Below are 18,010 nucleotides of genomic sequence, written 5' to 3'. Positions count from 1 at the left end.
GGCAGCTTCCTTTTAGATTGCAGACTTACGGGGCCCAATGAGGGGCCCGACCATTCCCATTTCACGCGCGGGTCTGGCGGCACAGAGCCTGGTTTCGAAACAAACCGGCTGCCGCAATCCAACACGATCCGCTCGGAAGCCTCCTTGCGGATATACGAGCGCGTTTGCCGCGCTTGAACCAAGGAATTTATATTGACTGACTTTCAAAGCCTGGGACTATCCGAAGGCCTTCTGACCGCCGTTGCCGAAAACGGCTATGACACTCCTACACCGATCCAGAAACAAGCCATCCCGTTGATCCTGGAAGGGCGCGACCTTATGGGGTTGGCGCAAACCGGGACGGGTAAAACGGCGGCTTTCGGCCTGCCGCTGATCGACCGTTTGCTGGATGAAGATCAAAGACCCCGGCCCAGGGGCACGCGGGCGCTGATCCTGGCACCGACGCGCGAACTGGTGAACCAGATCGCCAAGAACCTGACGTCCTTCCTGAAGAAGACGCCTCTTCGCGTCACGTCCGTTGTCGGCGGCGTGTCGATTGCCGGCCAGATCAAACGCCTTTCCAAGGGCACCGATATTCTGGTTGCGACCCCGGGCCGCCTGCTCGACCTGGTCGACCGGCAGGCTGTGGACCTGCGTTCGGCATCCTATCTCGTCCTCGATGAGGCCGACCAGATGCTGGATCTCGGCTTCATCCACGCCTTGCGCCGGATCGCCGGGCTGGTGGCCAAGGAGCGGCAGACGCTGCTGTTTTCCGCCACGATGCCGAAACAGATCAACGAACTGGCACGGTCCTATCTGTCCAATCCCGAGCGTGTGGAAGTTTCGCCGACCGGCAAGACTGCGGACAAGGTCACCCAGTGCGTCCATTTCATGGACAAGAACAGCAAGACCGACTTCATGGTCAACCTGTTGCGGTCGAACCCGAAGGACCTCTCGCTGGTTTTCTGCCGCACCAAGCATGGTGCTGAGAAGCTCATGCGCAAACTGGCGCAGAGCGGCATAGCGGCAAGTTCGATCCACGGCAACAAGAGCCAGAACCAGCGTGAACGGGCAATCCGTGACCTGCGCGAAGGCAAGATCAACGTGCTCGTGGCAACCGATGTCGCGGCGCGCGGCATCGATATCCCTGGTGTGAGCCACGTTTATAACTTCGAATTGCCGGAAGTCGCCGAAGCCTATGTGCACCGGATCGGCCGGACGGCCCGTGCCGGGGCCGAAGGCGACGCGGTCGCACTCTGCTCACCGGAAGAGATCGGTCTGTTCCGGCAGATTGAAAAGCTGATCGGCATCGAAATCGCCGTGGCAAGCGGTGAAACCCCGCCTCTTTCGGCTGCCAGCCGGGAAAAGCGCGGCGGCGGCGGCAACAATCGCGGTGGCGGCAGGAAGATGGTTCAACATCGTGCGTCTTCCAGCGACAACGACAACCGCGAGCAGGCCAGACGCCAGCGGCGGCGGCGCCAGAACGGCAGCGGCGGCCGGCAGAACGCGGCCTGACCGCGACCTCCGGGTCGCTTAGGCTGAAGCTTAAAATACGAGCTTAAAAAAATGCACCGGGAAGTGGCCTTCCCGGTGCAAACCTTGTGGTCGATGGGGTTCAGAGCAGCAAGAAGCCACTCTGAACAGAATTGCGAAAGTCACCAGGCTCGTAACCGAAACCGCCGCTGTCCGGCCATGGCCCCCGTGTACTTCCAAGTCCACAAGGCACCCCAACCGCAGTATTGCGGCCGGAATTCCTGATATTTTCGGGAATATCGCGCCGAGCGCGCGAATGCTATGAAGACTCCGCCAGTATTCAGGAGGATCTCATCCAAATCAGCCCCATTGAAATTAGAGATAAATTAACCAAGATGAATCTGCAATTGCAACCGGGTTTGGGATGTTCAGGTGTGTGGATAAAGTGAAAAGCCTTAGAAAACAATTACTTGATTGGCTCTTGATGTGACGGCGTATCTTGGAAGGGCGACTTATGGTTGCGTTTGTGAGTTTCTGTTGTACGGATAGCCCTAAAACGCCCGAAAATTATACCGACCTATTTGCTTTATTTATTAAGATATAGGAAAAATCTATGAGGCTGCAGCGGTGAAGATTCGTCTGTTAAGTAGTTGAAAAATTGCAAGAAATGGGATTTTGTCCGTTGAGTATACGGTCGCGGTATACTGCGTTCAACTTTCCCGGCCTGCGCCGCTCCGGTTCAATCTTCGGTCGGATCGTGGCCTGCAGGCCGAAACCTGACCGCCTGGTGTAAATCTCTTCCGGGGTTATAGATTTTTTTATCGGCACACAATTTTATTGACCTAGGGGTCAGGGCCGCATAGATCGGCGGCATCGCGGTTATGGTTAACAAGGGTTTGCCAGGCCGGGATCCAATAACAATCCGGATCGAACTCCGGGATATACGTGCGCGTCGGCTCCAGACGGACCCCGACCCCCATAGACAATTGCCTGCATAAGCAGGCAGACCCCTTGTGGCGCGGAGGATCATTGCGCGGCAGTCTGCGGCTCGTCCGCTTGGCTCGCCATGTGCAACGGACTACCGCAACAGGCTGGCTCCCCCGATCTTTGCCGGCCTGCTACGACCCATCGGCCACAAGACTGCGGCACCGGCAGGTTACCTGCCGGTGCCGTTTTTTCTGGGGCAGATCAAGATGTGTGAGCTGTTAACGCAGCTCACACATCTTCCTTGCGGTGATCGGGTCACATATTCGGGTAATTCGGCCCGCCGCCGCCTTCCGGAACGGTCCAGTTGATATTGCGGTTGGGATCCTTGATGTCGCAGGTCTTGCAGTGGACGCAATTCTGCGCGTTGATCTGGAACCGCGGCGCATCGGCGCCTTCTTCCACCCATTCATAGACGCCGGCCGGGCAGTAGCGGTTGGAGGGACCGGCAAAGACGTCATGTTCGGAGGTCTTCTGAAGGACCGGGTCCTCGACCTTCAGGTGTATCGGCTGGTCTTCCGCATGGTTGGTATTGGAGAGGAAGACGGACGACAGCTTGTCGAAGGTGAGGACGCCATCGGGTTTCGGATATGCGATCTTCTTGCAGTCCTTTGCCGGCTTCAGGGTTTCGGAATCCCGCTTGCCGTGCTTCAGAGTGCCGAAGAAGGAGAAGCCGAACAGCTCGTTGGTCCACATGTCGAGGCCGCCGAGAGCAATGCCGAGCCAGGTGCCGTACTTGGACCACAGCGGCTTTGCATTGCGGACCTTCTTGAGGTCCTTGCCGATCGGGCTCTCGCGCCAGGCGGTGTCGAAATTCGTCAGCTCGGTATGCGCTTCCCCGCGGCCAATGGCGGCCATGACCTCTTCGGCGGCCAGCATGCCGGAGAACATGGCGTTGTGAGAGCCCTTGATGCGCGGCACGTTGACGAAGCCGGCGGAGCAGCCGATCAGGGCGCCGCCCGGGAAGGTGAGCTTCGGAACGGACTGATAGCCGCCCTCGGTAATCGCGCGCGCGCCGTAGGAAATCCGCTTGCCGCCTTCGAACGTGTCGCGGATGGCGGGATGGGTCTTGAAGCGCTGGAACTCGTCGAAAGGCGACAGCCACGGATTTTCGTAGTTGAGGTGAACCACGAACCCGACCGCGACCTGATTGTCCTCCAGGTGATAGAGGAAGGAGCCGCCGCCGGTCTTGCCATCCAGCGGCCAGCCGAAGGAGTGCTGCACCAGGCCCGGCTTGTGCTTTGCCGGATCGACCTCCCAGAGCTCCTTGAGGCCGATGCCGAATTTCGGCACGTCGCTGTCCTTGTCGAGCTCGAACCGCTGGATCAGCTGCTTTGCCAGCGATCCGCGCACGCCTTCGCCGATCAGCGTGTATTTGCCGCGCAGTTCCATGCCGCGGGTGAACATCGCGTTCGGCGTGCCGTCGCGGCTGATGCCCATGTCGCCGGTCGCAACGCCGACGACCTTGCCCTCGTCGTCGTAAAGCACTTCGGCCGCCGCGAAGCCGGGGTAGATTTCAACGCCGAGCGCTTCGGCCTTTTCGGCCAGCCAGCGGCAGACATTGCCGAGCGAGACAATATAATTGCCGTGGTTGTTCATCAGCTTCGGCATGAATATGTTCGGAAGGCGCATGGAGCCCGCCGGGCCCAGAACCAGGAAATGGTCATCCGTTACAGCGGTCTTGAGCGGCGTGTCTTCCTCGCGCCATTCGGGAAGCAGCTGATCGAGAGCGATCGGATCGATGACGGCGCCGGACAGGATGTGGGCGCCGACTTCCGATCCCTTTTCCAGGACCACGACGCTCAGTTCCTCGCCTTTTTCGTTGGCGATCTGCTTCAGCCGGATGGCGGCGGCAAGTCCCGCGGGGCCTGCGCCCACGATCACCACGTCCACTTCCATGCTCTCGCGTTCGCCAAGCGCTTCTTGTTCGCTCATATTTTTCTCCCTCTGGCCGAAGGGCCCACGCTCCTATCGCCCTGTTTGCCTCATTTTGCACTGCGAGACACGACATTTTCGTCGTCATATGCGAAATCGGGCGACCTTTCTCGTCAATTGCGGCACAGATAGACCAAAGCGCAACAGAACCGTCAAGGGCAGGCATTACGTTTACGTAAAAGTGATGTATGGAGATGTCGTCCCAAAGACATGTGCATAGCGATTGGAAAACCGGTCCGATGCCCTGTGAGCCTGCCCATGGTTCTTGTGCTCACCGTCCATCCGGCTAAACTCCGCCACCGGAGGCACGACCCTTGGAACAGACACCGCACGACCTGCGCCAGATTGAAGCTCTGCTGGACTTCTACACCGCCTCCGGCGTCGATTGCTTTTTGGGCGATGAGCCGGCGGACTGGTTCGAGTTGACCAGCCGGCAGGCTGCCGAGCGTGCCCAGAGCCCTGCGCCGGCCGTCCAGGCGCCGCAAGGGCGGCCGCCCCGACAGCCGGATGCTCCAGCTCCAGCTCCAGCGCCCGCGAGCCGGATGCCCGCGCCCGAGGCCGGCCCGCAGGCCAGGCAGCCCGCAATGGCGCCTGCCACGGCGCAGACCGGTGCCTTTGGCCAGCCCGGAGTGCTGCCCGACCGGGAAATCATCGAGGCGGCGCGTGACCTGGCCTCTTCGGCCGCAACGCTGGAGGATTTGCGCCAGTGCCTGGAAGCCTTTGACGGCTGCAATCTGAAGCTGACCGCCAAAAGACTGGTCTTTGCCGATGGCAATCCGCAGGCGAGGCTCATGTTTGTGGGCGAAGCGCCGGGACGGGACGAGGACCTTCAGGGCAAGCCATTCGTGGGCCGCTCGGGCCAACTCCTCGACCGGATGCTGGAGGCGATCGGCCTCGACCGGTCATCGGTCTACATTGCCAATGTGGTGCCCTGGCGTCCGCCGGGCAACAGAACGCCGACCCCTCAGGAAACCGAGATCTGCAAGCCCTTCATCAGGAGGCAGGTCGAACTGGTGAAGCCCGACGTGCTCGTCTTCCTCGGCGCCGCTTCTGCCAAGACGTTGCTGGGCGTTCAGGATGGTATCCGGAAGATGCGCGGCCGCTGGATGACCTATCCGGCCAATGGCGGCGAGATCGCGGCCGTCGCCACGTATCATCCGGCCTATCTTCTGCGCAGCCCGCTGGAAAAGCGGCTCTCATGGCGTGACTTCCTGGCGATCCGGCAACGCCTCAACACTAATGCGTAAGGAAAGCAACCAAAGGTTGCTTTATTGGGCGAAGAACACTTCTTCTCGACCTTAAGTTCCCGGAAACCATTGTCGGTTCGAGAACTGACAGAGTAGAGCCAGCAAAAGCTGTTCAGTATCCGAATAACTGCCGAGGTTCAGCCGCCGGTTTATTCATTATTAAAAGAACTGTGTCTTTCTATCATCGGTGATGCACTGCGTTGTGCTTGTGGAGCGGAACAGCCTGAACGCGTTGATTGACGAGGGTGAATTGTCCGGGCCGGAAATGAACATTCCAGACCAAGCGGTTCTGCAAATTCTGGTCCTGGACTTCGATACCCTTGCCTGCGAGGAGGTCTCGGCGTCCGGGTTCGACAAGAGCGGTTGCCGTGTGCAGACAAGCAATCACAGGGAAGTCGGAAAGATCATCGGTTTGCGCGTCGCCGGCTTTGAGCAGATGATCAAGGCTCGGATTGCCGAGCTCCTCGACGCGGAAATTGTCGTGTCCTTCGATTTCGAGGAATCGCCTGCAGTTGAAAAGCGCGCGGAGCGCCGCCGCAAGGTTTCCATTCCCGCCTGGGTCAGCGGCCGCAAGTCCCAGGCAGGCGTCAGCTGCAAGATCATCGACGCGAGCCACTCGGGCTGCCGCCTCGCCAGCCCCAAGCTTCAGGATTTGCCCGAAGAGATTCAACTGCAGATCCCCGGCCTGGACTTGCCCGTCGTCGGACGGATTGTCTGGCGCTCGCCGGAACATGCCGGCGTGAAACTGATCTGGCAGTTTTCGAACGGCAAGGAGATCGAACAAAAGCGCTATCGTCCGCCGGATCTGGCCGGAAAGGTTGGAGCCAGAAACAAGGGCAAGGCGGATTCATCCGGATTTGGCGTCAAGCGGAAGCGGCCGACCAACTGATCCCTATGTCAAAGCGCTTCACTCTTGCTGCTGTTTTTGCATCTTGCACGGATGAGGGCCTGCGGCTTCTGACATGGCAAGCTGCGGCCCTGCCTTCTTTGCTAACCTAACGTTAACTTGGTGTTTAGACTTCTGGTTGCAAAGTGACTCCAATGCGTATGGGGGATAATTTGAGCAATCTTGCCATGGTGCCAGATCGATCGACCAGTGTTACAGCGTTCGTTGTCGATCTCGCCGATATGTCATGCTTTGAAGCAATTGCGCATGATCTGACCGAAAAGGGCTGTTGGATCACATCCGACAAGGTTGACCTGCTCAAGGAGGATGTCGGGCTCAGGCTGCAGGGCGTTGACCGGCTGGTGCGCGGCACGGTTGTCGCGTATGGCGACAACCAAGCGCAAATCTCGTTTGAAAACAGCGCCCAACCCATAGGCGAACACCGCCGTGAAACCCGCAGGCCCGTCTGGATAACCGCGATCGTCTGCGGCCGGACAAATCCGGTTACGATGAAGTGCCGGATCGTGGACGCAAGCAAGTCCGGCTGCCGGCTGGAAGGCGACAGGCTGAACCGTCTGCCGGCCGAAATCGACGTTTCCATCCCCGGTCTCGATCTGCCGATCGCCGCCGACATCGTCTGGCGCAAGGACAACCAGGCCGGCGTCCGGTTGCACTGGCCTTTCTCCTCAGGGTCGTCTTCGAAGCAGCAACCGGTTGCAGACGGGCCGGAAAGCGAAAAGACGAAACCCGCCCCAGGACCCAAAAAGCGGATCAGTGCCTTCGGCAGTTAGATCTGGTATATGGGACTCGCTGGAGAGACGATCCTGCATTCAGGTGCCTTTCCTCTCTGCGGTATCTTTGCAAACGCCCGCCTGATACATATATGCGGTGAAGTTTAAGATCATTGTCAGGGCTGCCACCGCGTGCTTTCAACTTTCCGCCGTTTTCTTCCCAGACCGTTTCGTAGCGACAAACCGGTGGTTCCGGTCGTCCGCCTGCAAGGTGCGATCGGCACCTCCGGGCCGCTTCGGTCGATGCTTTCCCTCGCGACTGTTTCACAACCTCTGGAGAAGGCCTTCTCGATGAAACAGGCGCCGGCCGTCGCCCTGATCGTCAACTCGCCGGGCGGCTCGCCCGTCCAGTCGCGGTTGATCTTCAAGCGGATCCGGGACCTGGCAAAGGAAAACGAGAAGGACGTGCTGGTTTTCGTGGAAGATGTCGCGGCCAGCGGCGGCTACATGATTGCGGTTGCCGGTGACGAAATCTTTGTCGACCCGTCGTCGATCGTCGGTTCGATCGGCGTCGTCGCCGCCGGTTTCGGCTTTACGGACATGATCGGAAAGATCGGCGTCGAACGCCGTGTCTATACGGCCGGCGAGAAAAAGGTCATCCTCGATCCGTTCCAGCCGGAAGTGCCGGAAGACATCGAGTATCTGAAGGGCCTGCAGCAGGAAATCCACGAGACCTTCATCGATCTGGTCAAGTCTCGCCGTGCAGACGTCCTGGCCGACGATCCGGATCTTTTCTCGGGCAAGTTCTGGACCGGTCGCACGGGCATCCAGCTTGGACTGGCGGATGCGGTCGGGGATTTGAGGGCCGTTCTGAAGGAGCGTTACGGCGACAAGGCCGAGCCCCGGCTGATCTCGGCACCGCGCGGCCTGTTTGGTCGCAAGGCCGGTACCGGTGTTAATCTATCCGGCCAGCGGCTCACGGAGGGTCTGGGCGAGGACCTGATGTCTGCAGTGGAAAACAGGGCGCTCTGGATGCGCTATGGCCTTTAATCGGACCGCATCGGGGACGCGGGACGGACGATAAAGGGGAACGGGATGACGGAATTGATTGGTGTGGCCGCTCTGGCCGTTGGCGGCTACTGGATCATGCAACGGGTCAAACGCAAGATGGCGGAGGTCGAAAACCAGATCTCCAAGGCGGCCGCAAAGGCCGACCCGAACGGACGCGGCGCCAAACTGGTCCAGGATCCTGTATCCGGCAAATACAAGCCGCAGGCCTGATCGGTCGAACTTGCTACTTCATTCGCATGACGGAGCGGGCAGGATGCACCTGCCCGCCTGTATTCGTACCCATCTTAACCGGCTGCGGCCGCACGGAAGAGGCCCCAGCGGGCCGGGCTGCTGCGCGCAGTGATGGCCAGCACGGCCAGCGTCAGCACAAGCAGCAGCGTTTCCCCGGACGGGCTTGCAAGCCAGATGCCGCGTTCCCCGACGAACGCCGGCAATGTGATGACCAGCGGAATGAAGAACACATACGGTTTCGCGAGGCTCAGCAATACCGCGCGTTTGGCGTCTCCGATGGACTGGAAATAGGTTGCCACGATAAAAAGCGGTCCGGCCATGAAATACATGGCAATGATCGACGGCAGGATACGCGCAACTTCCCCAGCCACTGCGGTGTCGTCAACAAACAGGAGGCCGATCGGCCGCGCGAAGACAGACAGGACGGCCTGCACGCCCGCGCAATAGACGAACGCGACAGCCAGGCCGAGGCGAACGGTGTTGTCCGAACGCTGATAGAGCAGGGCACCGAAATTGTTGCCGATCATGGATTGCAGGGCCTGGGCGAGACCCAGGAGCGGGAGATACGCGAACGTCATGATCCGCGTTATGATCCCGAACGCGGCAACGGTGGTCTCATAACCGTCGGCTCCAATGCGTTGCAGCATCGTAAAGGTCGCGGCGGAGCCAAGCGCAATTCCGATGAAACTCAGGCTCTGCGGCGTTCCCAAAGACAGAATTGAAGGCCAGTTCGAGGTCAGGCTGAACGGGGTCAGAGCGTTCGGGCGCAGCAGCGTCTTGCCAGTCAGCCGGAAGGCCAGCAGAGCGGTGAAGGCTAGTGTTTGAGCCAGAACCGTCCCGTACGCGCTTCCGGCCACGCCCAGATCGAGGATGACGATCAGCACGTAGTTGCAGGCGATGTTGGCCAGCGACACGAACAGGCTGAGCGCCGCCATCAGCGTGACCCGCCCTTCGTTGCGCAGCGCGTCCGCATTGATCGACAGCACGAAAAGCAGCGGTGAAAACGTCACTGTGATCGAAAGGTAGGTGTAGGCCATCTCCGCGACCGATACCGCTCCTTCGGCGGCTGCAAGCGTCACCTGCCGGCCGAAGATCCAGAAAAGGACCATGGCGAGAGCGCTGAGGCAAAGGGCCAGTCCGTGGGCTCCGGCAAAGACGGCCCCGGCGTCACTTGCCCGGCCGCCGCCGAGGTGCCGGGCAAGGATGCTAGACATGCCGCTTGATACCAGCACGGCAAGTGCGGCCAGCAGCATATAGGCCGGAAACATCAGGGTGACCGCGCTCAAGGCATCGGGCCCGACAAAAGTACCGAGGAAAATGGCATCCACGACAGTGAGCAGGCCGTTCATGCTCATGACAAAAATGATGGGCAGGGCGGTTTTGAACAGCGTGGGCAGAAGCGCCCCGCTGATATACGCGTTCGCGCGGGAAGTGTCCGACGACATTCCGGTCTCCAGATCTGTCATTTCGAATAGGGGGAGGGGCCCGCATTGCCCCCGGCACGAAATGCTTGGGACGGAAAGGTCGTCAAAGTCAGAACTTCACCAGGACGGAGTGTCCGCGGGCGGCAGGCATCTGAAACCGGACCAACTAGCTACCGGCCTGCCGCCACATCGTCAATCCCGTTTCGACAGCCGGCAGCGAACGACGGAGCAAGGGCCGGGCTGCGACAGCCAGCTTGACCTTCCCGGCGCATCGTGGCACCTGTCGCCGGGAATGGCGGATCCTGTCCGCCTGGCCAGCCAATTTGCGGAATTCATCCATGTCGACCGAAAACGTCCCGGCGCATATGCGGCCGGAAAATTCCTTTCAAGGCCTGATCCTGACCCTGCAGCGCTACTGGGCCGACCAGGGCTGCGTGGTTCTGCAGCCTTACGACATGGAAGTCGGTGCAGGAACGTTTCACCCGGCCACCACGCTGCGTTCCCTGGGCCCGCGCCCGTGGAAAGCCGCCTATGTGCAGCCCTCCCGCCGTCCCACAGACGGCCGCTACGGCGAGAACCCGAACCGGCTGCAGCACTATTATCAGTTCCAGGTAATCCTGAAGCCGTCCCCGTCCGACCTGCAGGACCTTTATCTCAACTCGCTCTATGCGATCGGCCTCGATCCGAAACTGCATGACATCCGTTTCGTCGAGGACGACTGGGAAAGCCCGACCCTGGGCGCCTGGGGGCTCGGCTGGGAATGCTGGTGCGACGGCATGGAAGTCTCGCAGTTCACCTATTTCCAGCAGGTTGCCGGCTTTGAGTGTTCCCCGGTCTCCGGCGAACTGACCTACGGCCTTGAGCGTCTCGCCATGTATATCCAGGGCGTCGATAACGTCTATGACCTTAACTACAACGGCATGGAAGGCGACGACAAAGTCACCTATGGCGATGTCTTCCTGCAGGCCGAACAGGAATACTCCCGGCACAATTTCGAGCATGCCGACACGGAAATGCTGTTCCGCCATTTCAAGGACGCGGAAACGGAATGCCGCGCGCTGCTGGAGGCAGGCGCCAGGGCCCGCGAGGAAGCCGGTGCGGACGTGCATCAGGTGGTGCTGCCGGCCTACGACCAGTGCATCAAGGCCAGCCACGCCTTCAACCTGCTGGATGCCCGCGGTGTGATCTCCGTGACCGAACGCCAGAGCTACATTCTGCGGGTTCGCGAACTCGCCAAGGCCTGCGGCGCGGCCTTCCTGGAAACACAGGCCGGCGGCGTCGGCTATCACAATCAGGCAGCCGAATAGTCTGCCCCCGGGTTCACCGGCACCGGCAAAAGTGTGTTCCAGATTACAGTTTGTTTTCCGCGACTTGTCCAGACCGCGTAACCGGATGACAAGCCGCGCGGCAACAGGTAGCCTCCGGTTCGGCTAATGCGGAGGTATTCATGTTCACCTGGTTCATTCTGGCGCTGCTGATTGCGCTCACCCTGTTTGCGATCATCCTTTACAACGCCCTGGTCAAGAAGCGGCAGATGGTAGAGGAAGGCTGGAGCGGCATCGATGTGCAGCTCAAGCGCCGGGCCAACCTGATCCCCAATCTGGTGGAGACGGTCAAGGGCTACACCTCCCACGAAAAGGACACGTTGGACGCCGTCACGCAGATGCGCACACGCGCCGCGGCGATGCCGAAGGACGATGTCGCCGGCCGGGCCAGGGTGGAAGGTCAGCTCTCTCAGGCGCTCGGCCGGCTCTTTGCCGTCGCCGAAGACTATCCGGATCTGAAGGCCAGCCAGAACTTTGCCGATCTCCACCAGTCCCTTGACGAAATCGAAGACGCCATTCAGATGGCCCGCCGCTACTATAATGGCGCCGTGCGGGGGCTGAACGTGGCCGTCGAGAGTTTCCCTTCCAACCTGATCGCCAATCAGTTCAAGTTCGAAAAGGCCGAGTATTTCGAGATCGAGGACGAGGCGGACCGGACCGTTCCCAAGGTTCAGTTCTGAGGAGAGGGCCGATGACACTGCACCGCCTCCTTGCAGGCTGCCTTGCCGCGCTTGCGCTGCTTCTGACAGGCCTTGCCGCGCAGGCCGACGAACGCATCCATCGCTTCCAGTCCGATATCGAGGTCGCGGCGGACGGAACGCTGACCGTCACGGAGACCATCACGGTCCGGGCGGAAGGAGATCAGATCAAGCGGGGGATCTTCCGCGACATTCCGCTTACCGCGGAAGGGCCGGACGGCCGGCTCTACGATGTCGGTTTCGACCTGGTTTCGGTCCAGCAGGACGGCAGGCCGGCACCGCACTTCACGCGGCGCAATTCCGGCGGGGTGCGGATCTATGTCGGCGAGGAGGGGGTCTTTCTGCGTCCCGGTGACTACACCTATACGATCACGTACGAGACGGACCGCCAGGTGCGGTTTTTCGACAACCACGACGAGATCTACTGGAACGTCACCGGAAACGAATGGGCCTTCCCGATCGATGAAGCCGTGGCGCGCGTGGTTCTGTCCGAGGGCGTGACGGCCAAGGACTGGACCGCCTTTACCGGCGGCTATGGCCAATCCGGCACCGATTTTCAGGCGCGCACCGCCGAGGGCGGACGCGAGGTGATCTTCACCACCACCAGAACCTTGCGGCCGCATGAGGGGCTGACGGTTGTCGTCAACCTGCCGAAAGGCGCTGTCGCGCCACCCTCTGAAGGCCAGCAACTGCGCTACTTCCTGAGCGATTATCTTTCGGAGCTGATCGGAGGCGCCGGGATTGCGCTGGCGCTCTTCTATTACCTGCTCGTCTGGTGGAAAGTCGGCAGGGACCCGGACGGGGGCGTTGTCTTCCCGAGGTTCAAGGCACCGGAGGGTGTCTCTCCCGCGCTGGCAAGATACATCACGGGCCATGGCTTCGGCGACGGCGGCTGGGTGGCGCTGTCGGCAGCCTGTCTCAATCTTGCGGTCAAGAAACGCCTTCGCCTGCAGGACGATGACGGCGAGGTTACCCTGGTGCTGCAGCGGGACGGGCAGGACGACCGGATCCCGGGCTTCGGGCTGCCAAATGGTGAGGCCGCCGTTGAAAAATATCTGAACGGCCGCAACAACGCGCTGACGCTCAGCAAGAAGAACGGCACCTCCGTCCAGACCCTCGGATCGAAGTTCCGCGGCGCCATCGAGAAGGAAAGCCGCAACGTGTTCTTCAGGACGAACCGTGCCTATCTCATTCCCGGCGTCGCTCTCAGCATCATTACCATTGCCGCGCTTTTCATCTTCGGCCGGATGTCTCCCGATCAGGAAGGCTTTGTCTTCCTGTTCCTGGTGTTTTCGGTCTTTGCCTCGGTTCTCTCGGTATCGCTCGGCAAGATCGCCTTCCGTTTCGCCAGCCTGCAAACGCGCATGGCTGTGATCTTCTGCTTCTTCGCTGTTGCGATCGCGGCAGTAGGCTTTGGCGCTTTTCAGGTTTCCGGTGGCGTCGACACGGTTCCGGCCCTGCCGGTGATTGCCGTCGTTCTGGTCGCGATGAACATCCTGTTCTTCTTCCTGATCGGTGCCCCGACGGCGCTCGGGCGCAAGGTGATGGATGAAATCGAGGGGCTGCGGCTCTACCTGTCGGTCGCGGAAAAGGAACGCCTCAACATGGCGGCGCCCGACATGAGTACGAAGCATTTCGAGGCGCTTCTGCCCTATGCGGTGGCTTTGGGGGTGGAGCGGCCCTGGGCAAAGGCCTTCGAAGGCTGGCTCGCAACCGCAGCCGGCGCCGCCGCGGCGGCCAGCTATCATCCTGACTGGTATTCCGGCAGGGCCTTTGATGCGCGCCATATCTCCGACAGTGTGGGCGCCACGGCAAGCTCCATGGCCGGCTCGTTCCGCTCTTCCCTGCCGGCCCCCAAATCGTCCAGCTCCGGATCTTCGGGAGGCTTCTCAGGCGGCGGCGGTGGCGGCGGCGGTGGTGGCGGCTGGTAAGTCAGGCCGGGACGGCAGTGCCATCCACACTGACCGAGAGAATGTCAGGCCGCGTCCGTTTTTTCGCCGAAAGGCAGGCAGCCGTCCTTTTGCGAGGCAATAAGCCCGATGGCCTCGTCCGCGGACACTGCAGCGGCATAAAGGAAGCCCTGGCCGTAATGGCAACCGGCGGAGCTCAGGGCCTTGTGGACGTCGTTCTGTTCCACACCTTCTGCCACCGCGTCGATGTCGAGGCCCTTTGACAGGACCAGGATGGCCTCGACGATCGCGGCACATTGCTTGTCGACCAGCATGCGCTCGGTGAACGACTTGTCGATCTTCACTTTCCTGATTGGAAAATCCCGCAGGTAGCTCAGGCTGGAATGACCGGCTCCGAAATCGTCGAGCGCAATGAAGATGCCCGCTTCGGTCAGGTCCGTCAGAATGCGCCTGGCTGTTTCCGGGTTCTTGACCAGCGAGGTTTCGGTGATTTCCAGCGACAGTCTCTTTGCGGGAAGGCCGCATTCTTCCAGGATAGCAACGATCTGGTCGGGAAGGGACAGGTCCTGCAGCTGCACGGGAGACAGGTTGAAGGAGAGATAGAGCTCTTCCGGCCAGGATTTTGCCGCTTCGCAGGCTTGTGCCAGGAGGTGACGGGTCAACTCATGGATGATGCCGCAATCTTCCGCGATCGGTATGAACTCTTCGGGCTGTACATCGCCGAAATCACTGTCGGACCAGCGCGCCAGAGCCTCGAACCCGGCAATGCGGCTGGTGTCCATGTCCAGGATGGGCTGGAAGTGCACCAGGACCGCCCCATCCGCGATCGCCAGGCGCAGCCGCTGCTCCAGCAGGGTCCGGTGCAGGATCGAGGCGTCCATGTCCACTTCGAAGAAACGGTAGGTCGAACGTCCGGAGGACTTGGCCCGGTAAAGGGCGATGTCGGCCCGGCGCAGAAGTTCGGTGATTGCGTAGCCGTCCTGCGGATGAAGAGCGATGCCGATGCCGGTACCCACCGAAATCTGCCGGCCGCCGATTTCGAACCGGTCGCCGATCCGCGTCAGGAGGCGCCGGGCAAACCCCGAGGCTTCGGATTTGTCCCGGAAGATGGGTGAGACGATGGCGAATTCATCGCCGCCCAGGCGCGCCACGATGCCTTCCTTGCCCACGGTTTCGCTGAGCCGGTCGGCGAAGCTGCGCAGGAGATTGTCGCCGAACGCATGGCCGTAGACATCGTTGATGGGCTTGAAGCCGTCCAGGTCGAGCATCATGACCGCCCGGAAACTATCGGGGTCCAGCCCACGCGTCAGATCGCCAAAGGCGGCCAGAAGTCGGCGCCGGTTCGGCAGGCCGGTGAGCGGATCATGCTGGGCAAGTTCCAGCGCCTCCGAATGGGCCGAAGACCTGACCTTCAGCTCCTTCTGCAGCTGCCGGGTCGCCCATATGCCGTATCCGAGGCCGAAAACGGCAACGAAAAGCAGCACGCTTGCAAAGATCTCGAAATTTCGGGGACCATAGCCTGGTATCGCGTCGGGAAATGCGTAGATGGAGATCTGAAGGCTGGTAAAACTGACGATTACTACGGAGAGAAGTGCAACCATCGAGCGAGTCAAGTGACGATTATCTGCTGCTACCCGGTTCGTCACGTAATCTTTCCTGCGAGATCATGCTGCTGTTTCGCGCTCAACTTGGCATGTATTTGTTGAAGAAGAATGAAACCAGCGTCATGCACCCGCCGAAAAGGCCGTTGGGTGAGCCATGGCGGGTCGGAAATGGAAAAGGGGTGACAAGACGCCAATGTCTTGGTAACGGACGCCCAATCCCTCTCCGGTGGCGTCCCACCAACACCAAAGGCCAAATTTTCCATGCCCGATCTTCTTCTTGAGCTGTTCAGCGAAGAAATTCCGGCCCGTATGCAACGCAAGGCGGCCGAAGATCTGAAATCGCTTGTGACCAATGCCTTGGTGGACGCCGGTTTGCATTATGAGGGCGCACGCGCCTTTGCCACGCCGCGGCGCCTGGCGCTGCATGTCGCCGGCATTCCGGCCGGCTCCGCTGCCACCCGGGAGGAGCGCAAGGGCCCGCGCGTCGGTTCCCCGGAAAAGGCGGTCGAAGGATTTTTGCGCGGTGCGGGCCTGTCTTCCATCGAGGAGGCAAGTGTTCACAGCGACCCCAAGAAGGGCGACTTCTATGTGGCGGTGATCGAAAAGCCGGGCCGCGCCGCGATCGACATCATCGCGGATTTCATGCCGGGCATCCTGCGCAATTTCCCTTGGCCGAAATCCATGCGCTGGGGATCTGCCTCCACACGCTGGGTTCGCCCGCTCCATTCCATCGTCGCGACCTTCGGCCCGGAAACGGAAGAACCGGATGTCGTCCCCTTCGAATTTGACGGCATCCAGGCCGGCAAGACGACCCGCGGCCACCGGTTCCTCGCCAATGAGGCCTTCGGCGTGCGCCGGTTCGACGACTACGCCACCGGTCTGGAGAAGCACAAGGTCGTGCTCGACGCGGACCGGCGAAAGGACATGATCCTCAACGACGCCAAGGACCGGGCGCTGGCGCTGGGGCTGGACCTGGTCGAGGATCCGGGCCTTCTGGAAGAGGTTGCGGGCCTGGTGGAATGGCCCGTGGTCCTGACCGGCACGTTCGACGAGGACTTCCTGACGATCCCGGACGAGTGCATCCGGCTGACCATCCGTGCCAACCAGAAATGCTTCGTCCTGAAGAACCCGGCGACCGGGCGGCTTGCCAACCAATTCGTGCTGGTGTCGAACATCGTCGCCGCGGACGGCGGCAAGATGATCGTCGCCGGCAACGAGAAGGTAATCAGGGCACGGCTTTCGGACGCGCGCTTCTTCTGGGATACGGACCTGAAGACCGATCTCTCCGCCAACCTGCCGAAGCTGGACGAAGTCAAGTTCCACGAAAAACTGGGCAGCGTCGGCGAGCGCGTGCAGCGCCTGATCGCGCTTTCCGCCGAACTGGCGCCGCTCGTCGGCGCCGATGACGCAAGAGCCAGGCGGGCCGCCGAACTTGCCAAGGCGGATCTTGTCTCGCAGATGGTCTATGAGTTTCCCGAGCTGCAGGGCCTGATGGGGCGCTACTATGCGCTCGCCCAGGGCGAAGACGCCTCGGTGGCAGCGGCCATTGAGGAACACTACAAACCGCAGGGCCCCACCGACAGCGTGCCGTCGGACCCGGTCGCCATCGCCGTTGCACTGGCGGAAAAGCTGGACCTGCTCGCCGGCTTCTGGGCCATCGATGAAAAACCGACCGGCTCCAAGGACCCTTACGCGCTGCGCCGCGCCGCGCTTGGCGTGATCCGGATCGTTCTGGAAAACAATCTGAGGCTCGGGCTCGGAGAGGCCATCCTGTCGGCCTCGAACCGGCTCTCTGTCAAAACCGAAGATCCGACAGCGCTCGTTGCCGACCTGCTCACCTTCTTCGCCGACCGCCTGAAGGTGCACCTGAAGGACGAGGGCGCCCGTCACGACCTGATCGATGCCGTCTTCGCGCTGGATGGGCAGGACGACCTGCTCATGGTGGTCAGGCGCGTCGAGGCGCTCGGCGCGTTCATTTCCTCCGATGACGGCGCGAACCTGCTTGCCGGCTACAAGCGCGCGGTCAATATCCTGAAGGCGGAAGAGAAGAAGGACGGCGAGCCGGTCACCGGCAGGCCGCATGCGGATCACTTCCTGGAACAGGCGGAAATCGACCTCGCCGCCGCCATCGACACGGCCCGCGCCGAAGCCGCCAGGGCCGTCGAGGCCGAGGATTTCGAGGGCGCCATGGAAGCCCTTTCCAGGCTGCGCGCGCCCGTGGACAGGTTCTTCGAAGAGATACTAGTCAATGCGGACGACCCGGCGCTGCGCATGAACCGCCTGCGTCTCCTCGACGAGATCCGCGACGCGACCCATGTTGTGGCGGATTTCTCCAAGGTGGCCGGGTAGGAGCAATCTCGCTTCGGCTATGGTGAATCCCTAAGTTGGTGTATGATCGAAACAACTATTCGTTGGACTGGAACGTGCATGAACACCAAGTCGAAGAAACAACGCGACAAATCGGAATGGAAGATGTCACCGCGAAACGAGTCTAAGCCCAACCAGAAGCAAG

13 protein-coding genes are annotated in these 18,010 nt (G+C 60.9%); 10 read left to right on the top strand and 3 right to left on the bottom strand.

The features are described from left to right. The first annotated feature begins 192 nt into the window (after positions 1-192). Positions 193-1,494, top strand: a complete 1,302-nt coding sequence (locus tag ON753_RS15540; protein WP_265963532.1) for a DEAD/DEAH box helicase — start codon at positions 193-195, stop codon at positions 1,492-1,494. 1,200 nt (positions 1,495-2,694) lie between these two features. Here the strand turns inward: ON753_RS15540 and ON753_RS15535 are convergent. Next, the gene (locus ON753_RS15535; RefSeq protein WP_265963531.1) at positions 2,695-4,371 is read right to left on the bottom strand and encodes an electron transfer flavoprotein-ubiquinone oxidoreductase; all 1,677 of its coding nucleotides are present in this window, start codon (positions 4,369-4,371) and stop codon (positions 2,695-2,697) included. A gap of 314 nt (positions 4,372-4,685) precedes the next feature. Here ON753_RS15535 and ON753_RS15530 point away from each other — a divergent pair, with 314 nt between their 5' ends. The 5 genes from ON753_RS15530 (at position 4,686) to ON753_RS15510 (ending at position 8,516) form a co-directional block, all read left to right on the top strand. Continuing rightward, positions 4,686-5,618, top strand: coding sequence for a uracil-DNA glycosylase (locus tag ON753_RS15530; protein WP_265963530.1), 933 nt, complete (start codon positions 4,686-4,688; stop codon positions 5,616-5,618). Positions 5,619-5,883: 265 nt separating this feature from the next. Beyond that, positions 5,884-6,507, top strand: coding sequence for a PilZ domain-containing protein (locus ON753_RS15525; protein ID WP_265963529.1), 624 nt, complete (start codon positions 5,884-5,886; stop codon positions 6,505-6,507). A gap of 239 nt (positions 6,508-6,746) precedes the next feature. Beyond that, a complete protein-coding gene (locus ON753_RS15520) occupies positions 6,747-7,295 on the top strand; it encodes a PilZ domain-containing protein (RefSeq protein WP_265963528.1) in 549 nt (182 codons plus the stop codon). 132 nt (positions 7,296-7,427) lie between these two features. Continuing rightward, positions 7,428-8,285, top strand: a complete 858-nt coding sequence (locus ON753_RS15515) for a S49 family peptidase (protein WP_265963527.1) — start codon at positions 7,428-7,430, stop codon at positions 8,283-8,285. A gap of 45 nt (positions 8,286-8,330) precedes the next feature. Next, positions 8,331-8,516 carry a hypothetical protein gene (locus ON753_RS15510; protein WP_265963526.1) on the top strand — a complete coding sequence of 62 codons (186 nt, stop codon included), beginning with the start codon at positions 8,331-8,333 and terminating at the stop codon, positions 8,514-8,516. Positions 8,517-8,590: 74 nt separating this feature from the next. Here ON753_RS15510 and ON753_RS15505 read toward each other — a convergent pair whose 3' ends face one another. After that, positions 8,591-9,982: an MATE family efflux transporter gene (locus ON753_RS15505; RefSeq protein WP_265963525.1), complete on the bottom strand. Its 1,392-nt coding sequence runs from the start codon at positions 9,980-9,982 to the stop codon at positions 8,591-8,593. Positions 9,983-10,326: 344 nt separating this feature from the next. Between ON753_RS15505 and ON753_RS15500 the strand changes: the two genes are divergently transcribed. The 3 genes from ON753_RS15500 to ON753_RS15490 all read left to right on the top strand — a co-directional run bounded on the left by ON753_RS15500 (position 10,327) and on the right by ON753_RS15490 (position 13,915). Next, positions 10,327-11,268 (top strand): glycine--tRNA ligase subunit alpha, encoded by a 942-nt coding sequence (locus tag ON753_RS15500; RefSeq protein ID WP_377046991.1) that lies wholly within the window; start codon positions 10,327-10,329, stop codon positions 11,266-11,268. 140 nt (positions 11,269-11,408) lie between these two features. Further along, a complete protein-coding gene (locus ON753_RS15495; protein WP_265963523.1) occupies positions 11,409-11,966 on the top strand; it encodes a LemA family protein in 558 nt (185 codons plus the stop codon). A gap of 17 nt (positions 11,967-11,983) precedes the next feature. Next, complete coding sequence (locus ON753_RS15490; RefSeq protein WP_377046992.1) at positions 11,984-13,915, top strand: DUF2207 domain-containing protein; 1,932 nt, start codon at positions 11,984-11,986, stop codon at positions 13,913-13,915. 44 nt (positions 13,916-13,959) lie between these two features. Here the strand turns inward: ON753_RS15490 and ON753_RS15485 are convergent, their stop codons facing one another. Beyond that, on the bottom strand, positions 13,960-15,495 hold the full coding sequence (locus ON753_RS15485) for a putative bifunctional diguanylate cyclase/phosphodiesterase (RefSeq protein WP_265963521.1): 1,536 nt from the start codon (positions 15,493-15,495) through the stop codon (positions 13,960-13,962). Positions 15,496-15,759: 264 nt separating this feature from the next. On the opposite strand from ON753_RS15485, the gene glyS reads away from it, so the two are divergent. Continuing rightward, positions 15,760-17,847 (top strand): glycine--tRNA ligase subunit beta, encoded by a 2,088-nt coding sequence (gene glyS / locus ON753_RS15480; RefSeq protein WP_265963520.1) that lies wholly within the window; start codon positions 15,760-15,762, stop codon positions 17,845-17,847. Positions 17,848-18,010: the final 163 nt, after the last annotated feature.

The sequence above is a fragment of the Roseibium salinum genome, from assembly GCF_026240905.1.
GTDB lineage: Bacteria > Pseudomonadota > Alphaproteobacteria > Rhizobiales > Stappiaceae > Roseibium > Roseibium salinum.
Note: the sequence above shows the minus strand (reverse complement) of the source record. Positions and strands in the feature narration are given on the sequence as shown.